This is a genomic window from Micromonospora sp. NPDC005367, assembly GCF_040606825.1.
Taxonomy (GTDB): domain Bacteria; phylum Actinomycetota; class Actinomycetes; order Mycobacteriales; family Micromonosporaceae; genus Micromonospora.
Map to the genome: position 1 here is coordinate 158,006 of NZ_JBEXFP010000007.1, position 18,886 is coordinate 176,891.

16 protein-coding genes and 1 pseudogene are annotated in these 18,886 nt (G+C 70.7%); 8 read left to right on the forward strand and 9 right to left on the reverse strand.

What is annotated here, in order from left to right:
- The first annotated feature begins 57 nt into the window (after positions 1–57).
- The gene (locus ABZS42_RS08040) at positions 58–867 is read left to right on the forward strand and encodes a class I SAM-dependent methyltransferase (protein ID WP_355143204.1); all 810 of its coding nucleotides are present in this window, start codon (positions 58–60) and stop codon (positions 865–867) included.
- A gap of 44 nt (positions 868–911) precedes the next feature.
- Here ABZS42_RS08040 and ABZS42_RS08045 read toward each other — a convergent pair whose 3' ends face one another.
- Positions 912–1,430, reverse strand: a complete 519-nt coding sequence (locus ABZS42_RS08045; protein ID WP_355143205.1) for a GNAT family protein — start codon at positions 1,428–1,430, stop codon at positions 912–914.
- Positions 1,431–1,782: 352 nt separating this feature from the next.
- Here ABZS42_RS08045 and ABZS42_RS08050 point away from each other — a divergent pair, with 352 nt between their 5' ends.
- Complete coding sequence (locus ABZS42_RS08050; RefSeq protein WP_355143206.1) at positions 1,783–2,280, forward strand: DUF1877 family protein; 498 nt, start codon at positions 1,783–1,785, stop codon at positions 2,278–2,280.
- Positions 2,281–2,808: 528 nt separating this feature from the next.
- On the opposite strand, the gene ABZS42_RS08055 is transcribed toward ABZS42_RS08050, so the two are convergent.
- Positions 2,809–3,555 (reverse strand): TetR/AcrR family transcriptional regulator, encoded by a 747-nt coding sequence (locus tag ABZS42_RS08055; RefSeq protein ID WP_355143207.1) that lies wholly within the window; start codon positions 3,553–3,555, stop codon positions 2,809–2,811.
- A 53-nt stretch (positions 3,556–3,608) separates the two neighbouring features.
- Between ABZS42_RS08055 and ABZS42_RS08060 the strand changes: the two genes are divergently transcribed.
- From ABZS42_RS08060 to ABZS42_RS08075, 4 genes and pseudogenes are all read left to right on the forward strand, one after another.
- Positions 3,609–4,586 carry an ATP-binding cassette domain-containing protein gene (locus ABZS42_RS08060; protein WP_355143208.1) on the forward strand — a complete coding sequence of 326 codons (978 nt, stop codon included), beginning with the start codon at positions 3,609–3,611 and terminating at the stop codon, positions 4,584–4,586.
- Complete coding sequence (locus ABZS42_RS08065; protein WP_355143209.1) at positions 4,583–5,398, forward strand: ABC transporter permease; 816 nt, start codon at positions 4,583–4,585, stop codon at positions 5,396–5,398. The genes ABZS42_RS08060 and ABZS42_RS08065 overlap by 4 nt, the downstream gene beginning before the upstream one ends.
- A 25-nt stretch (positions 5,399–5,423) precedes the next feature.
- Positions 5,424–6,139: pseudogene (locus ABZS42_RS08070) on the forward strand (transposase); the annotation flags it as partial.
- Between the two features lie 444 nt (positions 6,140–6,583).
- The gene (locus ABZS42_RS08075) at positions 6,584–6,796 is read left to right on the forward strand and encodes a tyrosine-type recombinase/integrase (RefSeq protein ID WP_355143210.1); all 213 of its coding nucleotides are present in this window, start codon (positions 6,584–6,586) and stop codon (positions 6,794–6,796) included.
- Positions 6,797–6,959: 163 nt separating this feature from the next.
- Here the strand turns inward: ABZS42_RS08075 and metH are convergent, their stop codons facing one another.
- Positions 6,960–10,475, reverse strand: a complete 3,516-nt coding sequence (metH, locus tag ABZS42_RS08080) for a methionine synthase (RefSeq protein WP_355143211.1) — start codon at positions 10,473–10,475, stop codon at positions 6,960–6,962.
- Between the two features lie 258 nt (positions 10,476–10,733).
- Between metH and ABZS42_RS08085 the strand changes: the two genes are divergently transcribed.
- Positions 10,734–11,603, forward strand: a complete 870-nt coding sequence (locus tag ABZS42_RS08085; protein ID WP_076471866.1) for a PAC2 family protein — start codon at positions 10,734–10,736, stop codon at positions 11,601–11,603.
- A 191-nt stretch (positions 11,604–11,794) separates the two neighbouring features.
- On the forward strand, positions 11,795–12,592 hold the full coding sequence (locus tag ABZS42_RS08090) for a GntR family transcriptional regulator (protein WP_355143212.1): 798 nt from the start codon (positions 11,795–11,797) through the stop codon (positions 12,590–12,592).
- 141 nt (positions 12,593–12,733) lie between these two features.
- On the opposite strand, the gene ABZS42_RS08095 is transcribed toward ABZS42_RS08090, so the two are convergent.
- From ABZS42_RS08095 to ABZS42_RS08120, 6 genes are all read right to left on the reverse strand, one after another.
- On the reverse strand, positions 12,734–13,663 hold the full coding sequence (locus ABZS42_RS08095) for a 2-hydroxyacid dehydrogenase (RefSeq protein WP_355143213.1): 930 nt from the start codon (positions 13,661–13,663) through the stop codon (positions 12,734–12,736).
- 347 nt (positions 13,664–14,010) lie between these two features.
- Positions 14,011–15,249 (reverse strand): cysteine--1-D-myo-inosityl 2-amino-2-deoxy-alpha-D-glucopyranoside ligase, encoded by a 1,239-nt coding sequence (gene mshC / locus ABZS42_RS08100; RefSeq protein WP_355143214.1) that lies wholly within the window; start codon positions 15,247–15,249, stop codon positions 14,011–14,013.
- Between the two features lie 107 nt (positions 15,250–15,356).
- Positions 15,357–16,175 (reverse strand): SCO1664 family protein, encoded by an 819-nt coding sequence (locus ABZS42_RS08105; protein ID WP_355143215.1) that lies wholly within the window; start codon positions 16,173–16,175, stop codon positions 15,357–15,359.
- The gene (locus ABZS42_RS08110; protein ID WP_355143216.1) at positions 16,172–16,747 is read right to left on the reverse strand and encodes a DUF3090 domain-containing protein; all 576 of its coding nucleotides are present in this window, start codon (positions 16,745–16,747) and stop codon (positions 16,172–16,174) included. The genes ABZS42_RS08105 and ABZS42_RS08110 overlap by 4 nt, the downstream gene beginning before the upstream one ends.
- Positions 16,748–16,877: 130 nt before the next feature.
- Positions 16,878–17,588, reverse strand: a complete 711-nt coding sequence (locus ABZS42_RS08115) for an MSMEG_4193 family putative phosphomutase (RefSeq protein ID WP_355143217.1) — start codon at positions 17,586–17,588, stop codon at positions 16,878–16,880.
- A gap of 1,070 nt (positions 17,589–18,658) precedes the next feature.
- On the reverse strand, positions 18,659–18,886 hold a 228-nt coding region (locus ABZS42_RS08120; RefSeq protein WP_355143218.1), incomplete at its 5' end, for a hypothetical protein.

An 18,886-nucleotide genomic window follows, 5' to 3' on the forward strand; every position in this document is an offset into this window, starting at 1 on the left:
CCCGCCGGGGCACAACGCGGCGCCCGGCAGGTCAGGAGTGCGACTAGGGTCACGTCGATGACCAAATTCGACGATCATGAACGTGGACGGTGGGCCGGACGCGCCGAGGCGTACGCGCGCAGCTTCGGCCGGCTCTGCGCGTACCCGGCACCGGCGCTGCTGGACGCGGCCCAGGTGGCCGCCGGCGCCCGGGTGCTGGACGTCGGCACCGGGCCGGGCACCGTGGCGGCGCTCGCCGCCACCCGCGGTGCCACCGTGACCGCCGTGGACGCCGAGGCCAGCATGATCGCCAGGGCCCGTGCGGCCCGTCCGTCGGGCCGCTTCGCGCAGGCCGTGCTGCCGCTGCTGCCCTTCCGCACGGGCGTCTTCGACGCCGCGGTGGCGAACTTCGTGATCAACCACGTCGGCGATCCGCAGGTCGCCGTCGCGGCGCTGGGTCGGGTGGTACGCCCAGGCGGAAGGGTGGCGGTCACCGTCTGGCCCCACCCGCAGCCGCCGCTGCAACGGCTCTGGGGGCAGGCCTACGAGGCCGCGGGCGGGCCGCCCCGACCGGACCTGCCGGGGGTGGCCGCCGACCGGAACTTCGACCGTACGCCCGCGGGCCTGACCGGGTTGCTGCGGGACGCGGGGCTGGACGATGTGCGGTGCGAGACGCTGTCGTGGGTGCACCGCACCGATCCGGAGGACTGGTGGGCCGGGCCGGCGGCCGGCATCGGTCAGCTCGGGCTGCTGCTCGACGGCACCACGGCCGAGTTCCGCAGGCGGGCCCGGCACGAGTACGACCGGCTGACCGCCGCGTACCTCGACGTGGATGGGCTGCTGAACCTGCCCACCACGGCGCTGCTCGCCGCCGGCCGCCTGCGGTGACCCGGACCGGCCGCGCTCCGCGGGTCGCTCGTAGTAGCCGTTGATCAGGTCGGTTTCGTCATCCGTGGCGTAGGGACGTCGAGACGTGTCTCGTACCGGTAGGGCTCCCCGTTGGTGCCAGCTCGGCGGAAACCGGCACGTTCGAGGGTGCGCTGGGAAGCGACGTTGTCCGCGGTGGTGTCGGCGACAACTCGGGTTGACCCGTGATCGGCCGCGACGTTCAACAGTGCGACGAGTGCCTCCGCCGCATAGCCGTGGCCACGGGCTGACGGGGCAAGTCCGTAACCGACCTCGACACATCCGTCGACCGGCTGCCCCTTGAATCCGATCCCACCGATGGCCTTCCCGTCGGCGGTCCGGGTGATCCGGTAGTGCCCGAAAGGCCGCTGGTCCCCGTGGGCGGCCGTGGCTTTGAGGAAGGCCATGATGCCGAAGACGTCGCCGTCGAAAGGAAAATCCTCGGCCCAGGCGTCGCCGGCGCCGGCGCGCCGCCCGACGATGCGTTCACCCTCTGCCGTGTCGATGGCGTGCAGGCACAGTCGCGGCGTTCGAAGTTCGGTCACGGGCGACAGCGAAGCAGCCCTCGACAGACCGAACAAGCCGATTACGCCGCCTCGGCGGAGCCATACCTCGCCGGCAGTCGGCTTGCCGCACGTCGGCCGCTGCGTGGCCGTGTCACGGTTCAGTCGGGCGCTGCGGGAACCGTCGTCCACGTCGGCATCGCCCACGCCGGAGCAACCCTCGCCGTCGAAGCCGCTGGCACCACCTTCCGCGTCTACGAGGCCGACCAGCTGATCACCGAGGTCGCTCGATCCACCACCAAGGTCATCGCTAGATTCAAAGCCCGTAAACCAGAGCCCCCACGACGAGCAGCCGCCCCGCTCGCCCCCGTCCAGCGCAAGGAGTAACAGCCCGGTGAGCTTTCACATGCACCTGCGGGCCACGGCCTCCAACGAGATCCCACAGGACTTCTCGTCGCTGCTCGACTTCATGTGGTCCGCCTGGGAGGCGCACCCGGAAGAGTACGCAGCTGGCATCGCCGGCTCCATCGAGAAGGACTTCGGCCACGTCGACGAGCTCTACACCATGGGCACGGACAAGGGTGACGCCACGAACACCGCCAGCGCTCTGCCGATCTTCGGCGGCCACCAGGTCTTCAGCCCGACGAAGGACCAACCGCCGTTCGTCATCCTCAGCCCCGTCGAGACACGAGGAACGGCCGAGTTCCTCCGCATCGTCTCCTTCGACGAACGCTGGCAGATCGCAGGGGCGGAACTCTCCAAGCCATACATCGGCTGGGAGGACAAGAACGCGGCCAGAAACATCTTCCTCGGCTACCACAACGACCTACGCACCTTCTACGCGCGGGCCGCGCAAGCCGAACACGCCGTGATCAAAGCCTTTTGGTATTAGACGCCATCGGGCAACGCGGCCCAGAACAACTAGCCGCTCGACGTGCAGCTGGCTACCCTCGACACAAGATCGTCTAGCCGGACGTGTCACCCACGTCCCGATACTGATCTGTCATTCAGGTCCTGGGACCCGACATTCCGGCAGCCAGCCGGTGTCGTTGGTGGATTGAGGCGCGACAGTCGGCGCCAACTGATCCGCGACATCCGGGCGGATCGCAGCACGAGCGAGCCTCCCGACCTGACATGCTCCCGGCATGGCGTTGCTTCTCGTGCACGCCCGAACCCCTGCGAGGAGTTGGTCTGATGGCGAAGCGAGGCACTGACCACTGGAGTGAAACCTACTGTGACCGGCGCTTCCACCCGCCCCACCTGACGGGCCTGCCTTACTGGTTCTTCTGCCGACTTGAACCAGGCCACGACGGAGACTGCGACTGTGAAGCGGCCCGCGAAGCGACGAACACGAAGGATTGAAACTGGACTGGTTGCGCAAGTGTCGACGCTATCGTCCCTTTCCACAGTGGACTTGAGGTCACTCCCAGGAGCCGTCGGAAACTCGGCCGCTTGATGGGAGGGCTGCGGCGATGCAGTCGAGGACACGCTGGAGCCCGTACCGGAACTGGTCGTCGCGGCTCAGGTGTGGCTGGCGCGCCTCCATCACGATCTTGATGAAGATCGGGTACTTGCCGCTCTTCACCAGTCGGTCGATGTACGGGTGGCTCCGCGCCATCCACTCCGACTCGCTGAGCCCGCTGCGGCGGAATTCCTTGGCAGAGCTGATCTCCTCGCGGACGGTGCCTTCGATGTAGCTGTTCAGCATGGCCATGAGGCCGAGGTTCTCGTCGATGGAGACGAAGGCGTCGAGCACTCCCATCAGCCCTTCGATCAAGAGCAGCTGGTTGGGGCCGAAGCTGGGGAGTGACCGCTGCACGGTGGCGATCCACGGGTGCCTCAGCCACATGGCCCGCAGCCCGTCGGCGTAGTGGGTCAGGTCGGCGCGCCAGTCGCCCGAGGGCATGCCCGTGACGTCGATCTCGCCCATCACCCGGTCGGCCATGAGCTCGACCAGGTTGTCGCGGCTCGGGACGTATCGGTAGAGGGACATCGCGCCGGCGCCGATTTCGGCGGCGATCCGCCGCATGGTGGCGGCCTCCAGTCCTTCGGCGTCGGCGATCCGGATCGCTGCCTCGGTGATCTGCGCGCGGCTGTAGGCCGGCTTCGGCCCGTAGGCCTGGCGCTCGGGTTGCATCCAGATGTTCACGTACTCGGCGTCGGTCACCGTCCCACCCTCCTGGTTGCGTACATCGTACCCAGTCCCTTAGCCTGGCCGCCATGACTGCGTACAAGGTACCCAGTGGAGGGATCATGGCGGATCCGATCGTGGTCGCCGAGGGGCTGCACAAGTCCTTCGGCGGCGTCCATGCATTACGAGGGTTGGACCTGAGCGTCCCGGGAGGGACGGTCTCCGGCGTGCTCGGGCCGAACGGCGCCGGGAAGACGACCATGGTGCGCATCCTGGCGACCCTGTCGGATCCCGATGCCGGGCACGCCCGCATCGCCGGATACGACGTCGTCCGCGAGGCCGGCAAGGTGCGCGAGCGGATCGGGCTCGCGGGCCAGTACGCCGCCGTGGACGAGAAGCTCACCGGCCGCGGCAACCTGCGCATGTTCGGGCGCCTCTACCACCTGCCCCGCCGCCAGGCGCACCGGCGGGCCGACGAGCTGCTCGACCGCTTCGGCCTGATGGACGCCGCCGACCGCCCGGTCGCCGGCTACTCCGGCGGCATGCGGCGCCGCCTCGACCTGATCACCAGCCTCATCCTGCGCCCCGACGTGCTCTTCCTGGACGAGCCCACCACCGGCCTGGACCCGCGCAGCCGCGGCGAGATCTGGGACAGCATCCGCGAGCTGGTGGCCGACGGCACCACGGTGCTGCTCACCACGCAGTATCTGGACGAAGCCGACCACCTGGCCGACGACATCGCCGTCATCGACCACGGTCAGGTAATCGCCACGGGCACGCCCGACGAGCTGAAGGCCACGATCGGCGACCGCCTCGACGTCACCATCGAAGACCCCGGCGCGATGCCTGAGGCAGCGACCGTCCTGAACACCCTGGCCGGCACCGAACCCACGCCGACGGGCGCTGACCGGCTCAGCATCGCCCTGCCCGCCACCGGCCTCCGCCTCGCCGACATCGTGCGCGAGCTCGACCACGCCGGCGTCGCCGCGGCCGACGTGCGGTTGCGCCGCCCCACCCTCGACGAGGTGTTCCTGCGCCTCACCGACCGCAAGGAGACCGTGCGATGACCGCCCTCACCTCACCGCTGAGTCGCCTGGGCTGGACGTTCACCGACGGGCTGACCCTGGTCGGCCGCGAGCTGGGCCGGCTGCGGCAAGAACCTGGGCAGATCGTCGCCGCGCTGGTCTTCCCGGTCATCATGGTGGTGCTGTTCGGGTACGTCTTCGGCAGCGCGATCCAGGTGCCCGGCGGCGACTACCGCGAGTACCTCATGCCGGGCCTGTTCGCGATGGTGACCTTCTCCGCGTGGTTGGGGGTCATGACGCGGGTGGCCACCGATGCCTCCCGCGGTGTGATGGACCGGTTCCGCTCCATGCCGATGGCGCGCTTGGCGGTGCCGTTCGGGCAGACTGGCGCCGACCTGCTGACCGGCCTGCTGATGCTGGCCATCATGGTGGGCGCGGGCCTGCTGGTGGGCTGGCAGCCGCACCGCGGTCTGATCCCCACGGCCCAGGCGTTCCTGCTGATGATCGTGCTGCGGTACGCGCTGAGCTGGTTGGGTGTCTATGTGGGCCTGGCGGTGAAGAACGAGCAGGTCGCCGACGCGATGGTGCCGCTGGGCCTACCGTTCACGATGCTGTCGAACGCGTTCGTCCCGACCGGCGGCATGCCGGGCTGGCTGCGCTTCCTAGCCGACTGGAACCCGGTGAGCGCGCTCACCGCCGCCTCACGGGAGCTGTTCGGCAATCCGGGCGCTACGTCCGGAAACGTGGCCTGGCCACTCGCGCATCCGGTGACCGCCGTCCTGCTCTGGTCGGCCGCGCTGCTGGTGATCTTCGTCCCGCTGTCGCTCCGCGCCTACATGCGCAGAGGACGCTGAACGCTCCAAGGCATTTGCAGACCACGTGCACGACGCTGTCCCTGCTGCGGGCTTCGCCTGCGCTGATCTGACCACCTTCTGCCGCCTCGACGAGCTCGGCCTCGTCGTCACCGGGCAGCGGCTCGAACCCGACCGCGCGGTTCTTGCCTGCCACCTTGTCGAAACGGACCAGTGGTGCCGACGTTGCGGCCGCGAGGGCAATCCGCGGGTCACGGTCGTCCGGCGCCTGGCGCACGAGCCGCTGGGTTGGCGACCCACAATGCTCGAGGTCGTGGTGCGCCGCTACCGACGTGCCGACTGCGGGCACGTGTGGCGCCCCTGCACACCGGCGCAGGCCTGCTCACCGACGAGCAGAAGGACCGGCTGGCAGTTCTGTTCGCCGATGGCGCGCACGTCGAGGTCGAAGCGACCTGGGGCATCTACCAGCGGATGATCGGGGCCTACCGTGAGGAGGACCGGCGCCAGGGCCGCGAAATCACGGTCAAGCTCATCGACTCGATCAGCCATGGCGTGCCGAAGGCGCTCACCGAGGTCGTCACCCTGGGCCGGACCTTGAACAAGCGCGCCGCCGACGTACTGGCCTACTTCGACAGGCCCGGCACCAGCAACGGGCCGACCGAGGCGATCAACGGACGACTCGAACACCTCCGCGGCTCCGCGCTCGGGTTCCGCAACCTGACCAATTACATCGCCAGATCCCTGCTGGAGACCGGCGGGTTCAGGCCCCAACTACACCCTCGATTAGAAGAGCCCGTAAACGCGTCGGCGGGCTTGGTCCTTCGTGCTGTCCCACATATGGCGGAGCAGCTCACCGGCCTCTTTCGGCTTGCCCAGCTCGACCCAGCGGGTGGCAGCGTGACTGGCGAAGAGAACTTCGCTCCAATGCCCAGTCCGGCCGGCCCTCCGCTGCGATTCGGTTGAAGCTCCTCTCGGCCTGGCCGACGGCTGCGGCGCATCCTGTCTCGTCGCCGAGCGCGGCCAAGGCCCTCGCTTCGAACACCGTCGCCTCGGTGGCAGCAACGGCCGTGTTCGCTCGCGTGCTGGCGTCCCGCGCAACCTGAGCCAGCCGTAGGGCCTGGTCTGGTAGACGCAGGTACAGCGCCTGGTCGGCCATGCTGGTGAGTACTTAGGCCGCGTACGCACGATCACCAGCAGCCTCGGCGAATCGGAGAGCTCTACCTGACGATGCCCGATGGCCAGCCGCTCGGCCGGTCGAAATTCAACCCCGGCGTCTGGAAGCGTGCGATCCGTGCGACCGACGTGCCGGACGACCGGAGCAACGGGATGCACGTGCTGCGGCACACCTACGCCTCGGTACTTCTGGACGCCGGGGAGAGCATCAAGGCCCTCTCGGCCTACCTCGGTCACGCCGATCCCGGGTTCACACTCCGGGCCTAGACCCACCTCCTGACCAGCAGTGCGGACCGTACCCGCCGGGCCATCGACGAAGCGATCGGTGAGTTCCAGGCCCCGGTTGACGGCCCGAACGTCGGTGAAGGCCTGATCATGATTCTGAGGCGGCTGCAGGGCGCGGAAGTGCAGGTCAGAGCACTTGCCACGACTATTTGGCGTTGAAGTAGCTTGCCTCCGGGTGGTGCACCACGATCGCGTCGGTGGCCTGCTCCGGCATCAGCTGGAACTCCTCCGACAGCTGCACGCCGATCCGGTCCGCGCCGAGCAGCTCCACGATCTTGGCGCGGTCCTCCAGGTCGGGGCAGGCCGGGTAGCCGAACGCGTACCGGCAGCCCCGGTAGTCGTTGCGCAGCAGGCCGGCCAGATCCGCCGGATCGCCGTCGGCGAGCGTACGCCCGCCGGGCAGTGTCAGCTCGGCGCGGACCCGCTTGTGCCAGTACTCGGCGAGCGCCTCGGTGAGCTGCACGGACAGTCCGTGCACCTCCAGGTAGTCGCGGTACTCGTTGCGGGCGAAGAGTTTCGCGGTGTACTCGCTGACCGGCTGCCCGACCGTGACCAGCTGCAACGCCACCACGTCGAGCTCGTCGCCCCGAGGGCGGAAGAAGTCGGCCAGACAGAGCCGCCGCTCCTGGCGCTGCCGGGGGAAGGAGAACCGGGCCCGCTCGCTCTGCCCGTTCTCGTCCAGCACCACCAGGTCGTTGCCCTCCGAGTACGCGGGGAAATACCCGTACACCACGGCCGCCTCGAGGATCTGGTCGGAGATCAGCCGGTCCAACCAGTACCGCAGCCGCGGCCGCCCCTCGGTCTCCACCAACTCCTCGTAGGACGGCCCCTGCCCGCCGCGGGCGCCGCGCAGCCCCCACTGGCCCAGGAACGTGGCCCGCTCGTCGAGCAGCGACGCGTAGTCCGCGAGGGGCACGCCCTTCACCACCCGGGTGCCGAAGAACGGCGGGGCGGGGACCTCCACGTTGCGCGCCACGTCCGAACGGACCGAGGCGTCGTCCAGTTCCGGCAGCGACTCGGTGACCACGGCCCGCTGCCGCTCCCGGCGGGCCCGCCGCGCCGCCAGGGCCGCCTCCCGCTCCGGGTCGACCACCGGCGCGCCGCCCCGCTTGGCGGTCATCACCCGGTCCATCAGGGACAGCCCCTCGAACGCGTCCCGCGCGTAGTGCACCTGCCCGGGGAAAATCGACCGCAGGTCGTCCTCCACGTATGCCCGGGTCAGCGCTGCGCCGCCGAGCAGGACCGGCCAGCGCTCGGCGACCCCGCGGCTGGCCATCTCGGCCAGATTCTCCTTCATGATGACCGTGCTCTTGACCAGCAGTCCGGACATCCCGATCGCGTCGGCGCGGTGCTCCTCGGCCGCGTCGAGGATGGCGTTGATCGGCTGCTTGATGCCGATGTTCACCACCTCGTAGCCGTTGTTGGACAGGATGATGTCCACCAGGTTCTTGCCGATGTCGTGCACGTCGCCGCGTACGGTGGCCAGCACGATGCGCCCCTTGCCACCGTCCTCGACGGCCTCCATGTGCGGCTCCAGGTACGCCACCGCGGTCTTCATCACCTCGGCGGACTGGAGCACGAACGGCAGCTGCATCTGCCCGGAGCCGAACAGCTCACCGACCACCTTCATCCCGTCGAGCAGGATGTCGTTGATGATCGACAGTGGCGCGCGCCCCTGCGCCATCGCCGTGTCCAGATCGGACTCCAGGCCGTTGCGCTCACCGTCGATGATCCGGCGCTTGAGCCGCTCGTCCAGCGGCAACGCGGCCAACTCCTCGGCCCGCCCCGCCCGCGCCGAGGCGGCGTCGACCCCTTCGAAGAGTTCGATGAAGCGCTGCACCGGGTCGTACCCCTCGCGGCGCCGGTCGTAGACCAGGTCGAGGGCCGCCTCGCGCTGCTCGTCAGGGATCTTCGACATCGGCAGGATCTTGCTGGCGTGCACGATCGCCGAGGTCAGCCCGGCCTGCACGCACTCGTGCAGGAAGACCGAGTTGAGCACCTGGCGGGCGGCCGGGTTCAGCCCGAAGGAGATGTTCGAGATGCCGAGGGTGAAATTGACCCCTGGGTAACGCCGGGCGATCTCCCGGATCGCCTCGATCGTCTCGATGCCGTCACGGCGGGTCTCCTCCTGGCCGGTGGCGATCGGGAAGGTCAACGCGTCGATGAGGATGTCCGAGCAGTCCAACCCCCAGCGCCCGGTGAGGTCCTCGATCAGCCGCGCCGCGACCCGCACCTTCCAGTCGCGGGTACGGGCCTGCCCCTCCTCGTCGATGAGCAGCGCCACCACGGCCGCGCCGTGCTCCTGGACCACCGGCATCACCCGCGCGTACCGGGAGTTGGGGCCGTCGCCGTCCTCGAAGTTCACCGAGTTGACCACGCAGCGGCCGCCGAGCATCTCCAATCCGGCCTCGACGACGGCCGGTTCGGTCGAGTCCAGCATGATCGGCAGGGTGGACGCGGTGGCGAACCGGCCGGCCAGCTCCCGCATGTCGCGGGTGCCGTCCCGGCCGACGTAGTCGACGCAGAGGTCCAGCAGGTGTGAGCCGTCCCGGGCCTGGCTGCGGGCGATCTCCACGCAGGCTCGCCAGTCCTCGGCGAGCATGGCCTCACGGAACGCCTTGGAGCCGTTCGCGTTGGTCCGCTCCCCCACCATCAGCACCGAGGCGTCCTGGGCGAACGGCACCGGGTGGTAGACCGACGAGACGCCGGCCTCGTGCTGCGGCGTGCGCGGCGCGGCGGTGACCCCGTGCAGCCGCTCGGCGAGCACCTGGATGTGCTCCGGGGTGGTGCCGCAACAGCCGCCGACCAGCGAGACGCCGTACTCGGCGACGAAGCGCTCCAGCGCGTCGGCCAACTCCACCGGAGTGAGCGGGAAGTACGCCCCGTCGGCGGTGAGTACGGGCAGACCGGCGTTCGGCATCACGGAGAGCCGGGTCCGCGAGTGCTGGGAGAGGTAGCGCAGGTGCTCGCCCATCTCGGCCGGCCCGGTCGAGCAGTTCAGCCCGATCAGGTCCACCCCCAGCGGCTCGATCGCCGCCAGCGCGGCACCGATCTCGCTGCCCACCAGCATCGTGCCGGTGGTCTCGACGGCGACGTGGCAGATGATCGGCACCGCCCGGTCGAGCTCGGCCATCGCCCGCTTCGACCCGACGATGGCCGCCTTCACCTGGAGCAGGTCCTGGCAGGTTTCCACGATCAGCGCGTCCGCGCCGCCCTCGATCAGCCCGGCGGCGTTCTGCTGGTACGCGTCCCGCAGGTCCGCGTAGCCGGCGTGGCCGAGGGTGGGCAGCTTCGTGCCCGGGCCGATGGAGCCGAGTACGAACCGGGGCCGCTTGGGGGTGCTGTGCGCGTCGGCGGCCTCCCGGGCGATCCGGGCGCCGGCCTCGGACAGCTCGCGGATCCGGTGCGGGATGTCGTACTCGCCGAGGTTCGGCAGGTTGGCGCCGAACGTGTTCGTCTCGACGCAGTCCGCGCCGGCGGCCAGGTACGCCTCGTGCACGCCCCGCACCACGTCCGGCCGGGTCACATTGAGGATTTCGTTGCAGCCCTCGAGCCCGTCGAAGTCGTCCAGTGTGAGGTCGGCGGCCTGCAACATCGTGCCCATCGCCCCGTCGGCGATGAGAATCCGGTCGGCCAGCGCGTCGAGCAACGAAATCCGCACGGCCTAAGGCTAGTGCGGACGGGGGCGTTCTGATCCTCGCCGGCACGCTGTCCCACATACTGTCAGCGGGATCACTCTGTCCGGTTCGACCGTCGATGACCGGTCGGCAGCGGCCCTGACCGGCGCGGCCGCCGGGCCGCACGCCGGACCGGGACGTAGGCTGACGGACGTGAAGGAGAACAGGGACGCCACGATGCACCACCGGCGGACGACCGGGCTCGGCCCCGCCCGCCGCCACGAGCACAGCGAGGTGACGGCGTGACCGAGTTCGACGGGCTGCCGGTGCTGCGTTCCCCGGTCGCCATCGCCGCGTTCGAGGGCTGGAACGACGCCGCGGACGCGTCCACGGCGGCGGTGGAGCACCTGGAGCAGGTCTGGCAGGCCCGGCAGGTGGCCGAGCTGGACCCGGAGGACTTCTACGACTTCCAGGTGAGCCGGCCGACGATCACGATGGCCGAAGGCGAGACACGGCGGGTCGAATGGCCCACCACCCGCTTCATGGTCGCCAGTCCGGAGGGCACCGAGCGGGACGTGGTCCTGATCCGGGGCATCGAGCCGAGCATGCGCTGGCGGACGTTCTGCGAGCAGGTGCTGGAGATCTGCCACAGCCTCGAGGTCGAGCGCGTGGTGCTGCTCGGCGCGCTGCTGGCCGACGTGCCGTACACCCGCCCGCTGCCGATCAGCGGCAGCGCCTCAGACGCGCAGGCGGCCGAGCGCTACCAGCTCACGCCCACCCGTTACGACGGACCGACCGGCATCGTCGGGGTCCTGCACGACGCGTGCACCCGCGCCGAGGTCGACGCGGTCTCGTTCTGGGTGCACGTGCCGCACTACGCGAACAACCCGCCCTGCCCGAAGGCCACCCTGGCGCTGCTGCACCGGGTCGAGGAGGTGCTCGACCTGCCGGTGCCGATGGCCGACCTGGCAGAGGAGGCCGCCGAGTGGGAGCAGCGGGTACGCAACGCCGCCGAGCAGGACGCCGAGCTCGGCGAGTACGTCCGTGAACTGGAGGAACGCGTCGGAGACGCGGGCATCACCCCGCTGACCGGCGACGAGATCGCTCAGGAGTTCGAGAAGTACCTGCGCCGCCGCGGCGGGTCCGCTGGTCCGACCGCCGGCTCCTGGTAGCCGCCGCTCCCCCGCTCCGCGCCCGGGCGGTACGACAGTTGGTCGTACCGCCCGGGTTTTTTCGTGTGCCGGCGCCTGCGCCGCTCGGCCGCGGGTCGCTTGCCTGGGCTTGTCGGTATCGGGTGTCGGGGTGGCGCGCCCCACCTCCGCTAGGGCATCCTAGGAACCTAGATGTGATCAAGGAGGCGGGCATGCAGATCAATCCGGGGGCGGCCGAGTTCCCGCACCGGCAGATCGCCGCGCAACTCACCACACGGATCCGGCGCGGGGACTGGGCGCCGGGCGAGCGGCTGCCGTCCATCCCGGCGATGGCCGAGATGTTCGGCGTCGCGAAGCAGACCGTGCAGCGCGCCGTCGACCAGCTGCGGGTCGAGGGCGTGCTCATCACCAAACCGGGCTCCGGCACGTACGTCCGGGGCACCCGGCGGCGGCTCAACCGCCTCTCCCGGGGACGGTACGGCGGATTCCGCGGTTACCACACCGACCTCGCGGCGCGGTACCGCCAGCAACTCGTCTCGGTCGGTCGCTCCCCCGCCCCGGCCGAGGTGGCCGACGCCTTCGGCGTACCCGACGGCACGGAACTGATCTGCCGCCGGCACCTGGTCCGCACCGAGGACTCCCCGGTCGAGGTCGGCGCCTCCTGGTTCCTGCCCGCCGACGCGGCCGGCACCTCGCTGGAGCGGGCGGAGGCCTTCGGCCGGCCGCTCTACCAGGAGGCCGAGGAGGCCACCGGCCGGCGGTACGTCACCGCCACCGACACGATCAGCGCCCGCCAGCCCAGCCGGGAGGAGTCGGAGACGCTGCAGATCCGGCCGGACACGCCCGTGCTGCACCTGCTGCACGTCGCGTACGACGGCGCGCGCAAGCCGATCGAGGTCGCCCAGGCCACCTGGCCCGGTCCGATGACCACCCTCACCGAGGAGTACCGGATCCCCGCCCCCGCACCGGACCCGGACCCGGACCCGGACCCGGGGCTCGTCCTCGGCTGAGTCCATGCCCGGCGCGGACGCTTTCGGGCCACCGCGCCGGCGAGAGCGCGGACGGATCGAGGCGGCCGCGCCGGCGAGCGGAGAGGGTCCTGCGGGGCGCCGCGTTGGTGCCGGTGCCGCCCGTCCGCCCCGGTGCTGTGCTCAGTACCGGCCGGTGACCTGGTTGCGCAACGGCTCACCGGCCAGGTAGCGGCGCAGCTGCGCGGCCACCAGCCGGTACACGCGCGGCAGGATGCCATGGACCTGGGCACCGACGTGCGGCGTGATCAGGACGTTCGGCAGATGCCACAGCGGGTCGCCAGGCGGCAGGGGTTCCGGGTCGGTGACGTCGAGCACCGCCGAGATTCGCCCGGTGGACAGCTCGGCGAACAGGGCCGCCGGGTCCGCTACCGGGCCGCGAGCCGCGTTGACCAGCATCGCGCCGTCCGGCATGGCGGCGAGGAAACGGGCATCCACGAGTTGCCGGGTCTCGGCGGTGAGCGGCACGAGCAGGACCACGATGTCCGCGGCGGGCAGCAGGCGCGGCAGGTCGGCGGCCTCGTACACCCCCTCGGCCGGCCGGGCGGTGCGGGCCACGAAGGTCAGCTCCACCTCGAACGGAGCCAACCGGGCCGCCACCGCGGATCCGATCGAACCGGCGCCGATGATCAGAACGCGCTTGCCGGCGAGCTCGTCGGTCGGCAGATACGGCTCGGTGGTCCAGACCCCCCGATCCTGGGCGCGCAAGAACGACGGGAAGGCCCGCAGCTGCGACAGGATCCCGGTGACCACCCACTCGGCGGTGGAGGAGTCGTGCACGCCCCGGGCGTTGCAGAGCGTCACCCCGGCCGGCACCCGGTCGACCCAGGCTTCGGCTCCCGCGCTCGGCAGCTGCACCACCCGGAGGTCTGGCAACTCGGTGACGAGTCGACTGGTGTCGTGGGGCATCCCGATGAACGTGGGCAGCCAGAACTCGACTCCGTCCGGCGCCGACGGCAGGTTCTCCGGATCGTCGGCGACCTCGACCACCACGTTGTCGGGCAAGTCGCCAAGAACCGGAATGCCAAACTTATGAGGAATCCACACCTTCATGTCGACTGACGCTAGCCAAGCCAGCCTGTTCGATGCCTGCGAGGCCAGCCAAATGTGCTGGTAAACAGCATGTGAGGTCCGTCCTAGCGGAATGCCCGAAGCGTCGGACCGGCCCTGGGAAGGGACGCGAAGTCCGATCCCGGACGGCCGACGAGCCGAGCCACGACGCCGATGCCCCCGGTCCGAGACAGGACCGGGGGCGTCGGCTCAAGACGGGCCGGGTAGACCTCGCCATCGGCAGCTCACGCCGACGGCGGCGCGACCGGGGACCCGGCGGCAACAACCAGTGCCGGACGGCCCGCCGACGGCGACGCGCTCAGAGGCGGACAGCGCGCCGGCGGACGAGGTCAGAGGCGGACGCCGAGCAGGGCGTCGACGGTGTCGACGAAGAGCGCGGGAGCGGTCGGGTCGTCACCGGCACCGGCCAGGGCCTGCTCCGCCCACGCGTCGGCCAGCGCGAGCGCACCGGGGCTGTCGAGATCGTCGGCGAGGCGTGCGCGTACACCCGCCAGCAGCTCGGCCCCGGACGGACCGGATGGCGCGGCGGCGGCCAGCCGCCAACGGGCCAGTCGCTCCTGCGCGGCGGCCAGCAGCTCGTTGTTCCAGGTGCGGTCGCTGCGGTAGTGCCCGGCCATCAGCGCCAGCCGGACCGCCATCGGATCGACCTGGTCCGCGCGAAGCCGCGAGACGAAGACCAGGTTGCCCCGGGACTTGGACATCTTCTCGCCGTCCAGCCCGATCATGCCGGCGTGCACGTAGTGCTGGGCGAACGGGGCCTCGCCCGTCAGCCGCTCGGCATGCGCCGCGGACGCCTCGTGGTGCGGGAAGAGCAGGTCGTTGCCGCCGCCCTGCACCTCGATGCGGTCACCGAGCAGATCGAGGGCGATGACCGCGCACTCGATGTGCCAGCCGGGACGCCCGGCGCCCAGCTCACCGCCCGGCCAGGAAGGCTCGTCCTCCCGGGCACCACGCCACAGCAGCGGGTCGAGCGCGTCGCGCTTGCCGGCCCGGTCCGGGTCGCCGCCACGCTCCGGGAAGATCTTCAGCATCTCCGCGCGGCTGAGGTTGGACTCGTAGCCGAAGCGGGGCGAGGCCGAGGTGTCGAAGTAGACGTCGCCGGTGCCGTCGTCAAGACGGTACGCGGCGCCGTCCTTGAGCAGAAGCTGCACCTTCTCGGCGATGTTCGGGATCGACTCGACCGCGCCGACGTAGTGCTCCGGCGGGATGATCCGCAGGGCCTCCATGTCCTCCCGGAACAGGGCCGTCTCCCGCATCGCGAGGACCTTCCAGTCCTCGCCGTCGCGCGTGGCCCGCTCCAGCAGCGGGTCGTCGATGTCGGTGACGTTCTGCACGTACCGCACCGGCCGCCCGGCGTCGCGCCACACCCGCTGGACCAGGTCAAACGTGATCATGGTGGCGGCGTGACCGAGGTGGGTCGCGTCGTACGGCGTGATACCGCAGACGTACATCCGCGCCACGTCGGCCGGGTCGCTCGGGTAGATGCCCTGCCGCGCCGAGTCGTACAACGCAAGCGGCCCGCCCCTACCCGGCAGCCGCGGCACCTCATGTCCCGCCCACGCTTCCATGCCGCCAGCCTATCCAGCCGCACCGCGACGTATGGGTGCGCCGCCGAGTGATCAACATGACAGCGGGCCACGCCCCAGCGCGGGCGGTGGCATCGCTCACGGATGCGTCAGATCGGCGGCCACGGGATGGCCGGCCACTCCTCCGGCGGCAGCGGGAACCGGCCACCGTCACGCAGCCGATCGATCCGGGACGTCAACTCGGCGACCTCGCTGATCGTGAGATGCTCTGCCAACTCCTCACCGAGCGCGCCGGTGACCTGGCTGGCGAGCGTGTCGAGCACCTCCACCGCGTCCGGCGGCAACTGCCGGCCCGCCCAGCCCCACAGCACCGTCCGCAGCTTCTCCTCGACGTGGAAGCTCACCCCGTGGTCCACGCCGTAGATCCGGTCCTCCGAGCCCACCAGCACGTGCCCGCCCTTGCGGTCCGCATTGTTGATCACCGCGTCGAGCACCGCGAGACGGGCGAGCCGAGGGTCGTCGGCATGTGCCAGGGCGTACGGGGTGCCGTCGTCGTCGCGCGCCGCCGCGATCGGGAACCAGCGGGGCGGCACCGCATCGGCCGGCACGAACCCGACCAACGGCTCGGCGTCGGCGGGCTCGTCGATCCAGAGCTGGCAGGAGCCCGGACCGAACGGCCCCTCCCGCAGCACGGTCGGCGGGATCAGATCCCACCCCGTGGCCCGGGAGACCAGGTACGCCGCGACCTCGCGTCCGGCGAGGGTGCCGTCGGGAAAATCCCAGAGAGGGCGCTCCCCCCGCACCGGCTTGTACACGCAGTGGGCGCTGACACCGTCGAGTGTCAGCACCCCGCGCAGCGTGGCGTTCGACGCCTCGACCAGCCGCCCTTCGATGGTCAGCTCACCGTCACGTAGCAACCGGAGAGCCGCGCTGCCGTCCTGCCGTGGCTGGATGCCGGACGACGTCACCGGTGGTAACCGTTGTGCCGCGGGCAGAGATGCCCGGCGGGATCCAGCGGCTGACCGCAGAGCGGGCACGGCGGGCGGCCGGCGTTGACCACCCGGCGGGCTCGCTCGATGAACTCGCGCGTCGCCTGCGGGGTCAACCGCACCCGCAGACGGTCGAGATCCTCGTCCGGCTCGTCGTCGGAATCCTCGTCCTCGTCGTCGTCGCCGAGCTCGACCTCGGCCTCCGCCTCGCCGGCGGCGATCGCCTCGATCACCACGGTCGCGGTGTCCACGTCGAAGGCCAGGCCGAGCGTGCCGACGCGGAACTCCTCGTCGACCGGCGTGTCCAACGGGTCGTTGTCACCGAGCGTCCTGGGGGCCTCGGGCAGCTCCACCCCGAAACGGCGTCGCGCCTCGGTGAGCAACTCCTCGAGCTTCTCGGCGAGCAGGGACACCTGAACCTTCTCCAGCGCGACGCTGACCAGCCGGCCTCCTCCGCGGGCCTGGAGGAAGAACGTCCGCTCCCCCGGAGGCCCGACGGTCCCGGCGACGAACCGCTCCGGCGGCTCGAAGGCGTGCACCTGGTGGGTCATACTCACGACCCTATCCGGCCCGTCACGGCGTCGCGCACCCCACCGACCCGAATCGCCACCGAGCGCCGCGTCCGGCCCACCGCTGTGTGACGCCCGCCTCCGGACGGCGTCACCGCCCGTACCGTAGTGATCATCGAGCGCTGCCGGCGCCACCACCCACCGCCGCGTCCGAGTCGACGCGTCGGGGCGCCCGCCGCCGCTTGCGCTGCGGCGGGACCAGGCCACTCAGGTCGCCGCCGGTATCGTTCAGCCGGACCAGGAACGGCCGTAGCGGCGTGTACCGGATCACCGTCACCGACGCCGGGTCGGCCACGATCCGCTGAAAGAGATCCAGGTGTACGCCGAGCGCGTCCGCCACGATGGCCTTGATCACATCACCGTGGCTGCACGCCAACCAGAGCGCCTCCGGACCATGCTCAGCGGTGACCCGGGCGTCCCACGACCGCACCGCCGCGACCGCGCGCGACGCCATGGCCGCCATCGCCTCCCCCTCGGGGAAGACCGCGGCACTCGGGTGCTGCTGGACGACCGGCCAGAGCGGATCCTTGGCGAGCTTCTTGAGCGGCTGCCCCTCCCAACTGCCGTACCCGCACTCGATCAGCCCCTCCTCGACCACCGGGGCGGCGTCCGGCAAGGCCAACTCCAGGGTCTGCCGGCAACGGATCAACGGGCTGGTCACCACGGTCGCCAACGGAAGGCCGCGAAGTCGTGCTCCCGCCGCGGCCGCCTGCGTCCGGCCGGTCTCGTCCAACTCGACCGGCTGCCGGCCGGCCAGGCCGCCGTCGGCGTTCGCGGTCGTCCGGCCGTGTCGCATAAGCAGAAGGGTCGCCACGGTCACCACCCTAGGGCCTCCCTCACCACGCGGGCCCACCGCGCGACCGGTGTCCCGCACCCGGAGCCCACCTGCCCGCTCGACCGGCACCACGGCCACGGCCGTTCGGGTTACCGAAGGCCACGTCGGCAGCCCCCGGATGGTTGATCGGCCCAGGTCGGGGCCGGGTCGGCGGCCGTTGGGCGGTTGATCGACTCGGGCCAAGGCCACGTGGGCGGCCCCGGGGTGGTTGATCGCCTCGGGTCGGGGCCGCGTGGATGGTGCATGGGTGGTTTGAGCGCCTCGGGTGGGGCCTTGGCGGTGCCCGCTGAGAGTTGATCGACTCGGGTTCCTTGATGTCGGGGCGTCCCGGACGTTCCGATGCCCCGACATCAAGGACGTCGAGTTGACCATGAGCGGAGTGCAGGGCGGCCTGGGCGTTGTGTCCGGTTCGTGGGTAGGTTCGTCATCGGCCGCGGTTGGGTGGCTGGGCACTTGTGCCGTGGTCGGTCCGATTTCGCCGCCGATCTCTCGGCTGGTCGGTCGGCCTGGATGGTCTAAAGGCCGCATCCAGCCTCGGAGGGCTGATCGACTCGGGCCAAGGCCGGGTCGGGCCAAAGGCCGGGTCGGGCCAAAGGCCGAGTCGGGCCAAAGGCCGAGTCGGGCCAAAGGCCGGGTCGGGCCAAGGCCGGGTCGGGCCAAGGCCGGGTCGGGCGCCGGGATCGGGTTGGTCGAGTCGGGCCGGGGTGGTGTGGGTGGTCCCTGGGCGTTGATCGACTCGGGTTCCGTGATGTCGGGGTGTCCCGGCCGCGCGGATGCCCCGACTTCATGGAACCCGAGTTGACCATGCGTCGGGTGTGGGGTGGGACGGGTGCTGGTGTCCGGTTTGCACACGGGCACCGGGCACGGGGGCGGGCGCGGGCGTGGGCCTGGGCACGGGGCGTGGGCCTGGGCGCGGGGTGTGGTGGGGCGGGTTGGGTGGTTTGGTGGGGTTCGGGGGTGTGACCGGTGGCATCCTGGGGCCGGAATCGTGGCCGGGTCGGGGGCGTTGAACACCCACGACGGCCGAGGTAGCAGCCCTGCCGCCGTCCGGCAGATCATCAAAGCCGGTCCGGTGAGGTGAGGCCCCCGGGAACGATGACGGGCCGCCGATCGTTGAACACTGTCGCGGCGACGGCCTTCTGGTCATAGCCGGTCACCGCGGGAAACCCGGGAACGATGACGGGCCGCCGATCGTTGAACCCGGCCACGGCCTGCGGCCAGTCCGCTAGGGCCTCGGAAAACCCGGGAATGATGCCGGCCCGCGGGTCGTTGAACCCGGTCCCGGC

Bases quoted from the DNA above. Each gene is read 5' to 3' on its own strand.
- ABZS42_RS08040 (WP_355143204.1), top strand. From the start codon at position 58: ATGACCAAATTCGACGATCATGAACGTGGACGGTGGGCCGGACGCGCC.
- ABZS42_RS08060 (WP_355143208.1), top strand. From the start codon at position 3,609: ATGACTGCGTACAAGGTACCCAGTGGAGGGATCATGGCGGATCCGATC.
- ABZS42_RS08065 (WP_355143209.1), top strand. From the start codon at position 4,583: ATGACCGCCCTCACCTCACCGCTGAGTCGCCTGGGCTGGACGTTCACC.
- ABZS42_RS08075 (WP_355143210.1), top strand. From the start codon at position 6,584: ATGCCCGATGGCCAGCCGCTCGGCCGGTCGAAATTCAACCCCGGCGTC.
- ABZS42_RS08090 (WP_355143212.1), top strand. From the start codon at position 11,795: ATGCAGATCAATCCGGGGGCGGCCGAGTTCCCGCACCGGCAGATCGCC.
- ABZS42_RS08095 (WP_355143213.1), bottom strand. From the start codon at position 13,663: ATGAAGGTGTGGATTCCTCATAAGTTTGGCATTCCGGTTCTTGGCGAC.
- mshC (WP_355143214.1), bottom strand. From the start codon at position 15,249: ATGGAAGCGTGGGCGGGACATGAGGTGCCGCGGCTGCCGGGTAGGGGC.
- ABZS42_RS08110 (WP_355143216.1), bottom strand. From the start codon at position 16,747: ATGACCCACCAGGTGCACGCCTTCGAGCCGCCGGAGCGGTTCGTCGCC.